We start from the raw sequence: 14,059 nt of genomic DNA, 5'->3' as shown, positions 1-14,059 counted from the left end.
GGTTTCGGCGCAGCCGCCCCGACCCGACCTGACCCGCCCCGCCCTGACCCAACCCGTGAATCGGCCACGGCCAGGTCACACCACGGCGCCGCCTGCGCGGCGCAGGTCCGCGATCCCCTGATCGAGGGCGGCGCGCAAGTGCGTGGACCGGCCCGTCGACAGCAGGATCGACACGCCTCCCTGAATCCCGGCCAGCAACGCCGCGGCCCTCACGTCGACATCGAGCTCGGCGGGGAGCGCGTCGGCGGCCTGCAGCGCCCGGATGCCCGCCGCGAGGCTCTCCTGCCAGCGACGCAGCAGCTCGACCACGATCGCCCGCGCCCCGGGAGTCGAACGCCCGATCTGAAGGAACAACGACCCCAGCGGACACTGGTCCCCCTGCGCCTCGTAGCGCCTGATCACCACATCCCGCCACTGCTCCCAAGCCTCCCAGGAGTCAAGGCGGCCCAGATAGGGCTGCTGGTCCTCCAGGACCTGATCCGCCTCGAACCGGGCCACCGCGACGAGCAGTTCGTCCTTGCCCGCCGGGAAGTAATGGAACAGCTGGCTCTTGCTGGTGCCGGTCCGCGCCATGATGTCGTCCAGCGTCGCCGAGGCGAGACCCCTCTCCCGCAGCACCGCCGCCGCCCCCTCGACGATCCGGCTCCGCGTCGCCCTCCCCTTCGCCGTCAGCTTCCCTGGCACGGCCAGCCTCCTCGAAATGGACTACGGAGTCCATTATTCATCCTGTGGCTGACCGAGACGGCCGGATCCGCGGCGCGGATCTCTCTGGAGAGCGGCCAGGAGGCCAGGGGCCGCGCCCCGAGCCCTCTCCGGTCCCGACCGGGGTAACCAACTTCATCGGCGACCGGGCGAACCGCGGACCGGCGGAGCAGACGAACAAGATCACCCACTGCTCGCACTGCTCCAGTGGCAGGCACTTCGCCCCGCTCCAGGCGTCATGCTGCTCGATCTCGCGCCCGCTTTCGGTCTGCCCGCCGCCACCCTGCGGACAACCCTCGGACGGTACGGCAACACGGGCGCCGCCTCCATACCAACACGGGCTCCGCCTCCATACCGGTCACCCTCGACGCGGTTCACCGCGAGGGCCTCCTCGCTCCGGGCGACCGGGTCCCGTTCGTCGCCTTCGGCGGCGGCATGAACCTGGCCGCCTCCCCCTGCACCTGGACGGGTCTCCCCGTCCCGTCGGGGAGTTCGGGCCGGATCTCGGGGAGCTCGGGCCGAGGCTTCAGCGAGTAGCGCGTGCCGGGCGGGTCGGGCGGACCGGTGAGGGTAGACCAGGAGGCGGCGGCGTGGTTGGTCGCCAACGTGCCATCGGCTGAGATCCGACCCTGGGACACGGCTTCCGACGCCTTTGCCGGGCCGTCTTGAACCGGTCGGTCACCGGGGCCGCATTACACCCCGCGCCACCAACGCCCGGCCCCGCCGGCCAGGAGCAGGAGCCCCCGGGCCGGACCCTGCACGGTCCCCACTCCCGCTGACCCTTTTCCCATCGGGGCACGGCACGGACGGACTTCCCGCAGGAGGCACCCAACCACCCGCCACCTGCAAGAACGGCCTCCTCACCACGAGCCGCACCACGCGGATCGACACCTTGATTCCGCACGAGCCCCATCACTGTCCGCGTCGACTCGAACCGCTTGGGTCATACACGCGCCCTGCTTGCATGTTTTCCCCCTGCTACACACCCAGATTTTCCGTAATTCCTCGAACACTTCACGTGTTCACCCATTACCTTCATGAGTCCGTTCAACCAGCAGTCACAATGCGCCACCGAAGTGGCACATGTGGCCCATTCAGTGTGTTGCTTCAGCGTGTATGGAGGGAGGAACTGGCATGAGCATCCGCATCGTTGTGGCTGGAAAGTATGCATTACCGGTTGAGATACTGGCGAGGTACCTGGACACCGTGCCCGACTTCTCCGTGGTCGGGTCCGTAAAACAGCACGATGATCTTCTGTCGGTAGTGGCGCTCGTGGAACCGGCCGTCGTGGTTGTGGAGACAGGCACCATGGACGATGACGTGCTCGGCGTCCTGGCCCAGCTGCGTACGGCGCAGCCGCAGTGCGGAGTGGCCCTGATCGAGAGTCAGTCCTCTCCGGCCTTCACCGACCAGGCGATCCGGGCCGGGGTGCTGAGCGTGGTGTCCCTGCAGGCCGAACTGCCGTACCTGATCGGGGCGATTCGCGGGGCCGCGGTGGGCTGTCTGACCATGGACCCCGGCCTCTTCAACTTCCACCCGGCGTCACACCACTGTCCGCTGAGTGCCCGGGAGACCGATGTGCTCCGGCTGACCGCCTCGGGTGCCTCGCTCAAGGAAATCGCCCGGGATCTGTACCTGGCGGTCGGCACGGTACGGAACCTGGCGTCGACCGCTATCCGGAAACTCCAGGCTCGCAACCGCTTCGACGCGGCCCGCATCGCCACTGAACAGCGCTGGCTTTGAACCCGGGCAGGCAACAGTGCCGTCTGCTCAGCCGAGGATTCCTCGGCTTCATCGCTCTCTTTCCTCTCCTTCCTTCTCCGGTGGGCGTTTCTCCCATGGCTTTCCCTTCTCCATTGACCACGCAGGCACTGTCGGTCGATCCCGCGGTCCCGGCGGTGCCCGTCATGCCGCCGCCGCGATGGCCTCCGCGTCATGTCCGTAGAGCCATCCCATGGCCCGCAGCCCCGCCAGACCGTGCGGATCCGCGGTGCCGCGGGTCCGGCGGGGTTCGCCCGGCTTCAGCTGGTCCCGCAGGTGCAGAAACCGCGTGCTCTGCCGCGCACCGCGCTGAATCAATGTGGTGCGCGGCAGACGCAGTTCCTGGTAGCGCCGAAACGCCTCCGGCGCGCCGCCCTCAGCAGCCCGGCCCAGGCATACGGCCAGGGTCACCGCGTCCTCGATCGCCTGGTTCGCCCCCTGGGCCAGGAAGGGCAGCATGGGATGGGCGGCGTCGCCGAGGAGCGCCACCCGGGAGGTCACCCAGCCGGCCAGGCTCTCCCGGTCGTACAGCGGCCAGCGGCGTACCACGTCGGCGGAGCCGATGAGCCGGGTGACCGCCGGGTTCCAGCCGCGGTAGGCGGCGGCGAGCTCGGCCGGATCCCCCTCGGCGGTCCAGGACTCCTCCCCCGCCGCGTCCGCGGGCACGGTGGCGGTAAAGCTGATCTCCCGCCCCGCGGAGACCGGGTAGCACACCAGATGCCGCCCGGGCCCGGGCCAGATACGGACCTCCGGTTCGTCGGCCGCCCACGGCAGCCGCCCGGCCGGGACCAGCCCCCGGTAGACGCTGCTGCCGGAGAACACCGGAGCGTCACCGGCCAGCCAGGCCCGGACCACGGAGTGCACCCCGTCCGCGCCGATCACCACGCCCGCCCGGTGCCGGGCGCCGGAGGCGAAGTTGAGGTCGACCCCTTCGGGGCCCTCGGTCAGGCCCATCAGCCGGTGCCCCGTCCGAACCTGTCCGCCGCCGACCGCTTCCCACAGCACACGGTGCAACTGGGCCCGGTTGACCGTGTAGTAGGGCGCGCCGTAACCGCGTCGGCAGGCGGCGCCCAGCGCGGTGGTGGCGAGCGGCCGGTCGTCGTCCCAGCCGCGCATCCGCAGCGCACGGGGCAGGACCGCGACCGCGCGGAGCGCCTCGGCCACGCCCAGCCGGTGCAGCAGCCTGGTGGCGTTGGGCGCGAGCTGCAGCCCGGCACCCACCTCGGCCGGTTCCGGGCTCCGCTCGAAGACGGTGCAGTCGATCCCTTCCCGCCGGAGGGCGAGCGCCAGGGTCAGCCCCGCGATGCCGCCGCCGATCACCGCCACGGCGGACTGATGGTCCGAGGTGGCGGTGGCCGGTGGCTGTGCTCCGTGCAGCATGGTCACTGCTCGCGGCAGAACTCGTCGATGGGGTAGCCCACATGCCGGTCGGCGGTGGGCACATAGCCCAGCAGCGTGTCACCCGGGGTGAGCTCGGTGCAGTTCAGCACCACACCGCCCGGCCCCAGCACCCGCACATGCCAGTCGTCCTGGAGGATGAGGTTGACCTGCTGTCCGTCCGGTGACACCGCGTCAACGGAAATCAGCGGTCTGGTCTCGACCTTGATCCGGCCCACCGATACCACGCGGGTCCGTCCGGTGGCGTCCACCGCCAGAGCCGGGGATCCCGCGTGCAGTTCGCTGAGGTAGTTGGTACGGCCGTGCGGCGCGACCACATAGGAGTGCACCGCACCGGCGTTCACCCGGAAGGGGCGGGTCGGCATGTACGGCAGTGGGTGCGTCTCGCTGACGCACAGCACCATCCCCTTGGAGTAGGAGCCGACGAGCAGCCCTTCGTTCTCCCGCAGCTGGCTACAGGTGTCGACGCAGGCCCGCTCGCCCATGCCGATGTGCGTCGTCGCGGTGACGGTCAGTTCGGTCAGCGTCAGTTCACCGGCCGAGGACCGGGCCGCCTGGACGAGCGCGGTGGCGTCCCCCACGGAGTGGCCGGGGATCATCACCCCGTCCGAGCCGAGTTCCAGCACACCGAAGGTGATCGCCGCCTCTTCGGGGTTGGCGGCGGTGGTCACGATCGCGCCCTTGGAGCCCGCGGCGGCGGCGATGACGATTTCCAGCGGGATCTTGGTCGGGTCGCGGAAGTCGAGGACGCTCCATCGCTCGGTCCGCGCCGCGTGGCACGCCTCCTCCAGACTCGTGGCGTCGGTGATCTCCACCAGGCGTCCGAACTCCACCTCGGGGTGGGCCTGTTCCAGCTCGGCGCGGTTGGTGAAGCCGGGCGGCAGCACCACGATGTCGGCCGCGCCGGGGAAGCACTCGTCCCGCCACCAGTTGTCGCCGCTGGGCAGCAGCACCTTGCGGACGGTGGGTGGGAGGTCGGCCAGGGTCTGCAGGTCACCGGCGACGATGCCGTCGATACGCTGGTGCAGGGCCTCCTCGATGATCGCGGGTCCGGCCGCACCGGCCCTGCGGATATCAAGCCAGCACAGCTTCTGTCCGTTCATCACGCTGCCCTTCTGTCTCGTCGGCCTTGTGCGGTTGGGGCTCGCCGTGCACCACGCCGGCCACCCGTGCGGCCATCCGGCGGGGATCGGCGGCCTGGAAGATGTTGCGCCCCATCGCGACACCGGCGGCGCCGCCGAGCAGGACGTCCCTGACGAACGCCAGCACATCGGTGCCCGAACCACGGCGCGGGCCGCCCGCGCACAGCAGCGGGATGGGGCAGGCGGCAACCACGTCACGCATCTCGGCCACGTTCCCCACGTAGGGGACCTTCACCAGATCCGCGCCGAGGTCGGCGGCGAGCGTCGCCGCGTGCACCACCAGCTCCGGGGCCTGCGGATGGCGGATACCGGGGCCGCGCGGGTAGACCATCGCCAGCAGGGGCAGGTTCCAGCGGTCGCACAGGTCCGCCACCCGGCCCAGGTCCCCGATCTGCTGCCGCTCGTCCGCCGAGCCCATGTTGATGTGGACGCTCACCGCGTCCGCCCCGAGCCGCAGCGCGTCCTCCACCGCTGTCACCAGGTACTTGGCCTCCGAGTCCGGCGCGTGCCGGGTGCTCGCGCTCAGATGCACGATGAGCGACATCCCCGCGAAGCGGGACGGCGCGATGTGCCGCAGCACGCCCTTGTGGACGACCACGCCGTCGACGCCGCCCGCGGCCAGCTGGCCGGTGAGGCGGTCGACACTGCTGCCGCGGGGCACCACCGGACCATCGGTGACGGAGTGGTCGAGCGGGGTGATCAGGAGTCGATCGTCCCCATGACGGAACAGCCTGCCGAGCCGCATCTCACGCGCGAAATGCAGATATGACGTCATATCGCTCCCCTCTCCCCGGTGGCTTCCCGCACGCCGGGTTCGCTGTCCGCCGCCTCCGCGAGGCCACGGAGGTACCGCACATCGGGCTTGCCGCTGTCGTTCAACGGCAGCTCCGGCCACCGGCTGATGCGCACCGGCACATGGGCCGAGTCCAGCCGCGCCCCGACATGGGCCCGCAGCCGGACGTCGTCGCCGTCGCTCCCCGGGTACAAGGACACCGCCGCGTACACCCGCTCCACCCGGTCGTGGTCCCGCACCCCGAACACCGCCGCCTGCCGCACCGCCGGATACTCGGCCAGGACCCGTTCCACGGCGACCGGATACACCTTCTGTCCGCCGCTCTTGATGACCTGTCCCAAGCGGCCGGTCAGCCGGAGCCTGCCGTACACATCAAGACGGCCGAGATCACCGGTACGCAGCCAGCCGTCCGGGGTGCGGCCCTCCGCCGGGGCGCGGCCAAGGTAGCCGTCCATGGCCGTCGCGGACCGCACACACACCTCGCCGATCGTGCCCCGGGGGACATCGTGGCCGGTCTCCGGGTCGCGCAGGCACAGCCCGACCCAGGGGAACGGCAGGCCCACGGTCGGCAGCAGCTCCGGTTCCTGATGGTCCAGCCGGTCCAGGCCGCAGATGCCGCCCGCCTCGGAGGAGCCGTACAGCTGTGACAGCGACTCCCCGAACCAGCGCAGCGCCTCGGCGATCCGGTGGGGCGCGGCCGGCGTCCCGCTGTACACCACCTGGCGCAGCGACGACAGATCCGGTCGGCGACCGGCCGCGGACAGCCGTTCGGTGAGCCGGTAGAGGTGCGGCACCGCCAGATAGGTGTCCGTCACGCCGAGGCGGACGAAGGCGTCCAGCACCTCATCCGCGTCGAAGCGCGGGTGCAGCACCGCGGCACCGCCCGCGGCGAGCACCGCGTCCACCATGGAGCCCACCGTGTGGCTGACCGGGGTGACGGCCAGGATGCGGGAGGGCCCGCGAGGGCCGGGGGCGGCCGGGTAGATGCTGACGGTCGCGTTCCAGGTCCGATAGCTCTGGACGATCCCCTTGGGCAGCCCGGTCGTCCCGCTGGTGAAGGTGATCCGGGCACGGGCTCCGGGGACGTAGGGCGCCACCTCGTCCGGCCCGAAGCCCGCGTCCGCGGGCACCCGGGCCAGGGCGCCGACCGTGCCGTACGCCTGGGTGGCCGCGTCACCCGGGGCGGGCAGCAGCAGGCCGCGCAGACCGGGCGAGACCAGCGCGGCCGCCCGTCCGGCCGTGGTCTCGTCGGCGACCAGGAGACGGCTGCCGGTGTCCCGCAGCACCTCGGCCTGGACCTCGGGCGGAAGCATCTCGGCTTCGCTGCGGGGGTTGGCCGCGCGGACCGACACCACAGCCGCGCCCAGCAGGTGCGCGGCGTAGCGCGCGAAGAGCGCCGTGGGGTGGTTGGCCGCTGTGAGAAGGGCGACGGTATCGCCCGGGGTGATACCGGAGTTCCGCAGCGCGGCAGCCGTGTCGAAGACCAGCGACAGGCTTTCCCGCGCGGTGAGGCAGTGCCCCGACCAGTACACCGCGGGCGCGTCCGGCTGCTCCGCCCAGATGTGCAGCAGCCGGAAGGCGTAGTGCTCGTGCCGCGCCCAGGACAGGGGTATTCGCACGGGGGGACCGCTGCTCACAGGACTCCTCTCCGGGACGTGCACGGGGCCGGCACCGCGTACCGGCCCAGAGCGCGGGCCGGTACGCGGGCAGCTGCGATCAGCAGCAACAGCAGGTGGAGGAGGAGGACGAGCAGCAGAGGCTGATGTCGCCAACCGCCTCGGAAGCGACGCTCAGGCTCGAGGAGCTGGCGCCCATCTCCGGCAGGCCCACGCTGTCGGAGACCTCCAGCACCTCCAGCTCGTCGATGTCGAAGGAGGCGAAGAGGTCGCCGCCGGCCGGGGTCTCGCTGGCGAGAATAGTCATGATAAATCCCTTCCATGGCCTTATGCAGAAGGCTTGCTGACGCGCTGATGCTGGCAGTCGGGCGTCGGCCGGGACAACGGCCGCCCGAGCCGCGCTGACATTCATCACGTTCTTTCCCGGAGGGGGTTCCGCAGGGCTGTCCGGCGTGAAACGAGGACTAGCGTGACCGCCTACCGGATTTCCCGGCGCGGTGTCATACCCGGGGAGTTCACTCGCTCTTCGTGAGGGGAGAGAAAGTTGAGCGCTGCGCCGCCCCAGGCTTCGGAAGAGGCCCTCGCCGATGTTCTCGTCGTCGGGTTCGGACCGGTCGGCCAGGTGTTGTCGATCCTGCTCGCCCAGCGCGGCCGGCAGGTGACGGTCGTCGAACGATGGCCCCGGCCGTATCCGATGCCGCGTGCCGTCGCCTTCGACGCCGACGCCGCCCGCATCCTCGACGCCGCAGGCGTCGGCCCCTACCTGAGCACTTTCGGGGAGCCCTCCGAGGACTACGTGGTCGCCGACGCCGCGGGCCGCACCCTGCTTCGTATCGGGCTGGGCCACGACCCCGCCCACCGCTGGCCCGTGTCCACCTCCATGTACCAGCCGGGCCTGGAAGAGGCGTTGGCGGAACGCGCCGCGCGGATACCGAACCTGCGGCTGCTGCGGGGTCATGAGGCGGTCCGGCTGACCGCCCGGGACACCGGTGCGGATCTCACCGTGCGCAGCACGGGCGGAGGCCCGGAGCGAGTGCTGCGCGCCCGCTGGGTCGTCGGGTGCGACGGCGCCAACAGCATGGTGCGGGAGGCGATGGGGGCCACGCTGAGCGATCGGGGCTTCGCGCTGGACTGGATGGCCTGCGATGTGACCCCGCACCGCGCGGCGGACTTCCCGCCGTGCAATGTGCAGATCGCCGACCCCGCGCGCCCCCGGGTGGCGGTCTCGGCCGGGCCGGGTCACCGCCGCTGGGAGTTCATGCGGCTGCCCGGCGAGTCCTCCGAGGCGTTCGGCACCGCCGAGAACGCCTGGCGGCTGCTGGGGCTGTTCGGTGTCGACCCGGGCAACGCCACTCTGGAACGGCATGCCGTCTACACCTTCACCGCCCGTAACTCGGACCGCTGGCGGTCCGGCCGGGTGCTGCTCGCCGGGGACGCCGCCCACCAGATGCCGCCGTTCGCCGGGCAGGGCATGTGTTCCGGTATCCGCGACGCCGGCGACCTGGCCTGGAAGCTGGACCGGGTGCTGGACCGCGCCGCGCGCGCGGAGCTGCTGGACAGTTACCAGGCCGAGCGCCGCCCGCACGCCCAGGAGAGCATCGACCGGTCGGTGGCGCTCGGTCAGTTGATCTGCATGACCGATCCGGTCGCGGCGGCACACCGCGACACCGCGATGGCGGCACGGCCGGACGCGGATGCCGCCCGCCCGGCACAGCCCGGCATCCGCACCCCGGACGGGGGCCTGTACCACCGGAGGGACGACGGCACGGCCTGCCCCGGCGCGGGGCTGCAGGTTCCGCCGTCGGTGCTCGGCGCCGCCGGGCACCTCGGCCCTGACCCGGTGCTGCTCACCGTGGACGATCCCGCCGCGTTGCTCGGCTCCGGCCTGCTGGAGCGCGCGGCGCGCTGGCGGCTGCGGTTGCGTCAACTGCGCTCCGGCGACGCCGCCGATGAGCTGCTGCGGTCCTGGCTGGGGTCGCTCGGCGCGACGGCGGCCGTCATCCGCCCGGACTGCCGTGTCTACGGCCTCGCCCGGCGTCCGGCGGAGACCGAAGCCCTGCTGCGGGAGCTGGCCGACCGCTACGCGCCCTCCTTGGAGCCGACCGCGTAGGGGGTGTCTTCCCGGCCGCCGCGGGTGAGGCGTGCGCCCGCGACGGCGCGGCGGTGGGGGTGACAGTCCCCCCGGACCGTCACCCCCACCGCCGCGCTGCTCCGCGGCCGGGGGCCGTAGGCCGGCTCAGTGGAAACGCTGGCCCTCGTCTCGCCGGTAGGCGTACACCGCCAGCACGGCCAGGAGCACCGTCCACCCCGCGAAGGCGATGGCCGCGACCGGGTTCATGCTGTAGTCACCCACGGCCGCCCACATCATCTCGGCGGCGCCGCGGGTGGGGGTGAAGGGTGCGATCGTCTCGATGAAGCCCGGGGCCTGGCCCGCCCCGGAGAACAGTCCTCCGGCGAAGGCGAGCGGAAAGAACGTCAGCTGGACCACGGCCAACGCCGCCCGGATCGGCAGCAGATATCCGATGGTCAGCCCCATGAGGGTGAACGGGATCGAGACCAGGATCACCACGCCCACGGCAGTGAGGAAGCCCAGCGGGGTGGTGGTGGCGTCGGTCGCCAGCACGGCGATGGCCAGCAGCGGGAGCAGGGACAGCAGCATCGTGAGCAGCCCGGACAGCAGCCGCCCCACGAACTTCGGGCCCGGCCCGCTGGGCAGGGTGCGGGTGTAGAAGTCCCACGGGTGCTGGCGCTCCTCCGCCACTCCGACGCCGTGCCCGAAGAGGTTGCTGATCATGGTCGAGAAGACCACCATGGCCGCGGTCGCGTAGGTCGCGCCCACGGGGTCGCTACCGGTGGCCGGGACGACGAAGAACAGCATCGACGCGCCCGGGAAGAACGCCGTGCCCAGCAGCGCGATCGGGACGCGCGTGGTGCGCAGCACCTGGTAGCGCGCGTGCATCAGGGTCATCCTGACCTGGGTGCGCAAGGCCGCGCCTCTCCCCCGGTCGGATGCCGGCGCGCCGGGGAGAAGGCCGGCGGACGCCGTCTCGGACCCGCTCGCAGTCTCAGGCGTGCTTATCGCCATGGGCTGTCTCCCAACTGTGTCGTCGCCGCGTGTGTACCGGCCGGGGCGTCGTCCGCCCCGGCCTCGTCCGCGAGCGTGAGGAACGCCTCTTCCAGCGTCGCCGAGCGGACTTCGAGTCCGGAGAACGGCGCCCGGCTGTTGACCAGATCGCGCACCAGCGCGTCGGCGTCAGGGGTCAGCAGATGGACACGGCCGCCCACGCGCTCGGAGGTGAGGATGCCGGGCAGCGGGGGCACTTCGTCGGCCAGCAGACTGACCCGCTGGGCGCGCACCAGCCCGCGCAGCGCGTCAACGGTGTCGTCGGCCACGACCCGGCCGCGGGCGAGTATCACCACGCGGTCGGCCAGGTGCTCGATCTCCTCCAGATAGTGACTGGTCAACAGCACGGTGCCGCCCTCGGTGTGGAAGGCGCGGATCACCTCCCACAAGGTGCGGCGGGTCTCCACGTCCAGTCCGGTGGTGGGCTCGTCGAGGAACACCATGTGGGGTCGCCCGACAAAGGCCAGGGCCACCGCCAGGCGGCGTTTCTCACCGCCGGACAGTCCACCGGTCTGGCGGCGCTCCTTGTCCAGCAGGCCGAAGCGGTCCAGCAGTTCGCCCCGCGGGACCGGGTTCTCGTAGTGGGCGGCGGCGAAGTCGGCTACCTCGCCGACCCGGAGCGTGGGTGGCAGCCCGGTCTCCTGCGGGGTCACCCCGACCAGCCTGCGGTGCACCGGCTTCCGCGGGTCGCCGCCGAACAGTTCGCAGTGGCCCGAGGTCGGCCGGCGCAGCCCGACAAGCAGGCTGAGCAGCGTGGACTTGCCCGCGCCGTTGGGGCCCAGCAGTCCGACCAGCTCGCCGCTGCGGATCTCCAGGTCGGTCGGGTGCAGCGCGGTTTTGTCGCCGTAGGACCGGGACATCCCCACGGTCCGGACGGCCACCGGCGGTGCGGCGGCGGACGGCGTTGCCAAAGGGGCCGCCGTGGTCGGCATGGATCGTGCCATCAGTGCTCCTTGGGTACCGGCTGCGGAACGGCGTCGGCCGTGCCGGGCTGCGGAAAGAGGTGGACCAGCCGGGCGTAGGTCTGCAGTTCCTCGGCCATGGTCAGTCCGAGCCGGTTGTGCAACATGTGGACGTGGGAGAAGAAGACCTCCCCGGGGTGTTCGGCGGTGCCTTCCGTACGGACCTGGCCGGCCAGGTCGTACAGCAGGGTGTGCCAGGGCCCGAACAGGCCGTGCTGGGCCGGGTCCACGGCGGGCGGTGCGGCCCGGCCGGTCCCGCACAGCCGGTCCAACTGCTCGGTGGAGAGCCGGAACCCGGCCCCCACCATCTGCCGCCACGCGTCCAGCCCGCGCGCGTAGAACAGTGCCTGGTCGGCCGGGCCGCCCAGCGCGGTACCGGCGGACATGGCCGCCCGCAGTGCCATCGCCGAACGTGACCGCGAGTCGGGCAGCCGGGGCAGGAAGGCCCGTACCAGTTCGCTGGAGAGCTGGAACAGCCGCTCGGTGGCGGGCATCAGAGCGGGCCCGCCGTACCGTTCCGTCTCCGGGACGTAGGTGTCCTGGTACACGCCGGGGTCCCTGGGGCCGGCCAGCCGGACGCTGCGGTGCGGTTCCTCCAGCGCGGACAGCCGCCGGGCGTGCCCCAGATACGTGTCCCGGTCGACCGGTTCCTCCCCGTCCTGGAGACGGACGGCGCGGCCGAGCCGGTCCTGGAGCAGCCGTTCGGTGCGCGCCGTCTCGGAGGTGGTCAACCCGCCGAGCCGCAGCCGTAGATGCGGCCCGTTCTGCCAGTACCGGATGAAGAACCAGGGGTGGTCGGGAAACAGGTCCGCCGCGGGGCCGATCACCTCGGTGACCACCCTGTCGTGCGCGGACCGCGCCATGGACCCGATGTGGAGGTGCCAGGAACGCCACTGGACCGTGGGGCCCGGTTCCCGGGAGGCCGCCGCCTCGGGTGTCGGCCAGTGCGCTGTCCGGGACGCCTTGTTCCCGGTGGGTGTGGACTGCACCGTTGTTGTCTCCGTTCTCTCGTCACTGCCGGAGGTCAAGCAGCGGGCCGCTGAACCGCGACGTCCCGCTGATCACCGCGAGTACGACCATCTCGTCGGACGGCAGTCCGAGGATGCGGCGCGCGGGCGCCTCACGGAACGCCCGGACCGGGCGGGCGTAGAGGCCCGCCGTGGCGGCTGCCAGCGTCAGTCCGTGCACGGCCCAGCCGCAGGTGTACTGCGCCGCCGTCCAGGCACTGGTACCGAGGTGCCCGGCCAGTTCCCGGGGCCGGAACGACAGGAACCACAGCACCGACGCGTGCCGCACATCGCATCCGTTGCCCGGCGCCAGGGGGTAGCCGTAGATCTCCTCCAGCCGGGCCGGCACACCGGGGCCGGTGGCGCGCGGACTGTATGCCGCGGAGGTCACCTCGTACACCCCGTCGGGGTGGCCCGTCACCGACTGGGTGACGGCGGTGACGCGCAGCGCCCCGGCCGCCGCCCGCAGTTCGGCACCTGGCGGAGGCGTCAGCAGCCAGTCGCGCGCGGTGTCCAGCACCCCGCCGGGTACGGTGCGCGGCCGGGCGTTGTTCCCGAACAGGCCGCGCGGCATCCGTCCCGAGGTGCGGCGCCACAGCACCTCCGCCCAGGACAGCCCGGTGTCCGGCGCGCCGGGCGGGATGGCCGTGCCCACCGCGGCCGCAGCGGTGGTGAACCGCTGAGCGCGGTTCATCTCCACCACATCGGCCATCACCGGGTCCGGTACCGCCTCGGCCGGGCCGTGGTCCGGTCCGGCCGTGACGGGCGGGACTTCCCCGGCCAGTTCGATCACCACGGGCAGGGTCCACTCCCAGCTGGGGCTGAGGCCGAACTCCGCCAGCCGTTCCCGGGCGCCGGGGCCGGGGAGCCGCACCCGCGCCGGGATTCCCAGCAGCTGAAGGGCGACGCACACCGCGCGCAGCGCGATGCCGAGCTCCAGTTGCACCAGTGATCCCCGGTACCACCGGTAGGTGGCGGGGAGCCGGGTGAATCGCCCGGTGAGCAGCACCTCCCGGGCCGCGGAGGGTTCCGAGGAGGCGCCGGCCAACCCGGCCAGCGCCCGCCGGTAGGGGTCGAACACCCGCCGTCTTCCTCGGTCGTTGACGAGGATCTGCACCGGGAACTTGCTGCGCACCGAGGCGTAGCCGCGGTGGTCGTTGAACGGGTTCTCCGGCTCGCGGCGCTGCACCCCGAATGCCGCGACCAGAGCGTGTGCCAGCGCCTGGTCCTCCGGTACCCCGGTGATCCGGCCTGCGGGGAACGGGGTGTCCTCCAGGAGGTCGACCGTTCCCGGGGGCAGCACGGTGAGGTCGTCGTGCCGGGCGGTGTCGGGCAGCCGGGGGGCCACCGGCAGCGCGGAGACCGGCACGCCGGGCGGCGGTTCCGCGCCCGGAGGCATCGGCGGCACGGCGGGCCGGTCGGCCCCGGCGGCGAACAGGTACCACATCCGGTCGCGGGCCATGGTGTCCGCGTCCTCGGGTACCGGGCCCGCCCGGTCCGCCGCGGGGGCGTCCGGTACGGGGGCGTGCGGTGCGTTCACAGCTGCCTCCGCGG

The 14,059-nt window shown here is 72.1% G+C and carries 13 protein-coding genes; 3 read left to right on the top strand and 10 right to left on the bottom strand.

Annotation, left to right across the window (positions count from 1 at the left end):
- Window positions 1-75 precede the first annotated feature (75 nt).
- Window positions 76-684, bottom strand: coding sequence for a TetR/AcrR family transcriptional regulator (locus FHX80_RS24050; RefSeq protein ID WP_145766102.1), 609 nt, complete (start codon window positions 682-684; stop codon window positions 76-78).
- 225 nt (window positions 685-909) lie between these two features.
- On the opposite strand from FHX80_RS24050, the gene FHX80_RS24045 reads away from it, so the two are divergent.
- Complete coding sequence (locus FHX80_RS24045; RefSeq protein WP_244318401.1) at window positions 910-1,239, top strand: 3-oxoacyl-[acyl-carrier-protein] synthase III C-terminal domain-containing protein; 330 nt, start codon at window positions 910-912, stop codon at window positions 1,237-1,239.
- Window positions 1,240-2,010: 771 nt separating this feature from the next.
- Entirely contained in the window at window positions 2,011-2,445 is a 435-nt protein-coding gene (locus FHX80_RS24040) for a response regulator transcription factor (RefSeq protein ID WP_167523618.1), read from the top strand.
- 162 nt (window positions 2,446-2,607) lie between these two features.
- On the opposite strand, the gene FHX80_RS24035 is transcribed toward FHX80_RS24040, so the two are convergent.
- From FHX80_RS24035 to FHX80_RS24015, 5 genes are all read right to left on the bottom strand, one after another.
- Window positions 2,608-3,843, bottom strand: coding sequence for an FAD-dependent oxidoreductase (locus FHX80_RS24035; protein WP_145766100.1), 1,236 nt, complete (start codon window positions 3,841-3,843; stop codon window positions 2,608-2,610).
- Between the two features lie 2 nt (window positions 3,844-3,845).
- A complete protein-coding gene (locus FHX80_RS24030; RefSeq protein WP_145766099.1) occupies window positions 3,846-4,964 on the bottom strand; it encodes a 3-dehydroquinate synthase II in 1,119 nt (372 codons plus the stop codon).
- The gene (locus tag FHX80_RS24025; protein WP_145766098.1) at window positions 4,936-5,778 is read right to left on the bottom strand and encodes a 2-amino-3,7-dideoxy-D-threo-hept-6-ulosonate synthase; all 843 of its coding nucleotides are present in this window, start codon (window positions 5,776-5,778) and stop codon (window positions 4,936-4,938) included. Before FHX80_RS24025 ends, FHX80_RS24030 begins: the two co-directional genes overlap by 29 nt.
- On the bottom strand, window positions 5,775-7,433 hold the full coding sequence (locus FHX80_RS24020) for a class I adenylate-forming enzyme family protein (protein ID WP_167523616.1): 1,659 nt from the start codon (window positions 7,431-7,433) through the stop codon (window positions 5,775-5,777). Before FHX80_RS24020 ends, FHX80_RS24025 begins: the two co-directional genes overlap by 4 nt.
- 79 nt (window positions 7,434-7,512) lie before the next feature.
- Window positions 7,513-7,719 (bottom strand): thiazolylpeptide-type bacteriocin, encoded by a 207-nt coding sequence (locus FHX80_RS24015; RefSeq protein ID WP_145766096.1) that lies wholly within the window; start codon window positions 7,717-7,719, stop codon window positions 7,513-7,515.
- A gap of 315 nt (window positions 7,720-8,034) precedes the next feature.
- On the opposite strand from FHX80_RS24015, the gene FHX80_RS24010 reads away from it, so the two are divergent.
- On the top strand, window positions 8,035-9,522 hold the full coding sequence (locus tag FHX80_RS24010) for a bifunctional 3-(3-hydroxy-phenyl)propionate/3-hydroxycinnamic acid hydroxylase (RefSeq protein ID WP_425281706.1): 1,488 nt from the start codon (window positions 8,035-8,037) through the stop codon (window positions 9,520-9,522).
- Window positions 9,523-9,648: 126 nt separating this feature from the next.
- On the opposite strand, the gene FHX80_RS24005 is transcribed toward FHX80_RS24010, so the two are convergent.
- The 4 genes from FHX80_RS24005 to FHX80_RS23990 all read right to left on the bottom strand — a co-directional run bounded on the left by FHX80_RS24005 (window position 9,649) and on the right by FHX80_RS23990 (window position 14,045).
- Window positions 9,649-10,380 carry an ABC transporter permease gene (locus FHX80_RS24005; RefSeq protein WP_244318399.1) on the bottom strand — a complete coding sequence of 244 codons (732 nt, stop codon included), beginning with the start codon at window positions 10,378-10,380 and terminating at the stop codon, window positions 9,649-9,651.
- A 107-nt stretch (window positions 10,381-10,487) separates the two neighbouring features.
- The gene (locus FHX80_RS24000; protein WP_145766094.1) at window positions 10,488-11,480 is read right to left on the bottom strand and encodes an ABC transporter ATP-binding protein; all 993 of its coding nucleotides are present in this window, start codon (window positions 11,478-11,480) and stop codon (window positions 10,488-10,490) included.
- On the bottom strand, window positions 11,480-12,487 hold the full coding sequence (locus FHX80_RS23995; protein ID WP_244318398.1) for a thiopeptide-type bacteriocin biosynthesis protein: 1,008 nt from the start codon (window positions 12,485-12,487) through the stop codon (window positions 11,480-11,482). The genes FHX80_RS24000 and FHX80_RS23995 overlap by 1 nt, the downstream gene beginning before the upstream one ends.
- 22 nt (window positions 12,488-12,509) lie before the next feature.
- Window positions 12,510-14,045, bottom strand: a complete 1,536-nt coding sequence (locus FHX80_RS23990) for a nitroreductase family protein (RefSeq protein WP_145766093.1) — start codon at window positions 14,043-14,045, stop codon at window positions 12,510-12,512.
- Window positions 14,046-14,059 lie beyond the last annotated feature (14 nt).

Source organism: Streptomyces brevispora (assembly GCF_007829885.1).
GTDB classification, from domain to species: domain Bacteria; phylum Actinomycetota; class Actinomycetes; order Streptomycetales; family Streptomycetaceae; genus Streptomyces; species Streptomyces brevispora.
Note: the sequence above shows the minus strand (reverse complement) of the source record. Positions and strands in the feature narration are given on the sequence as shown.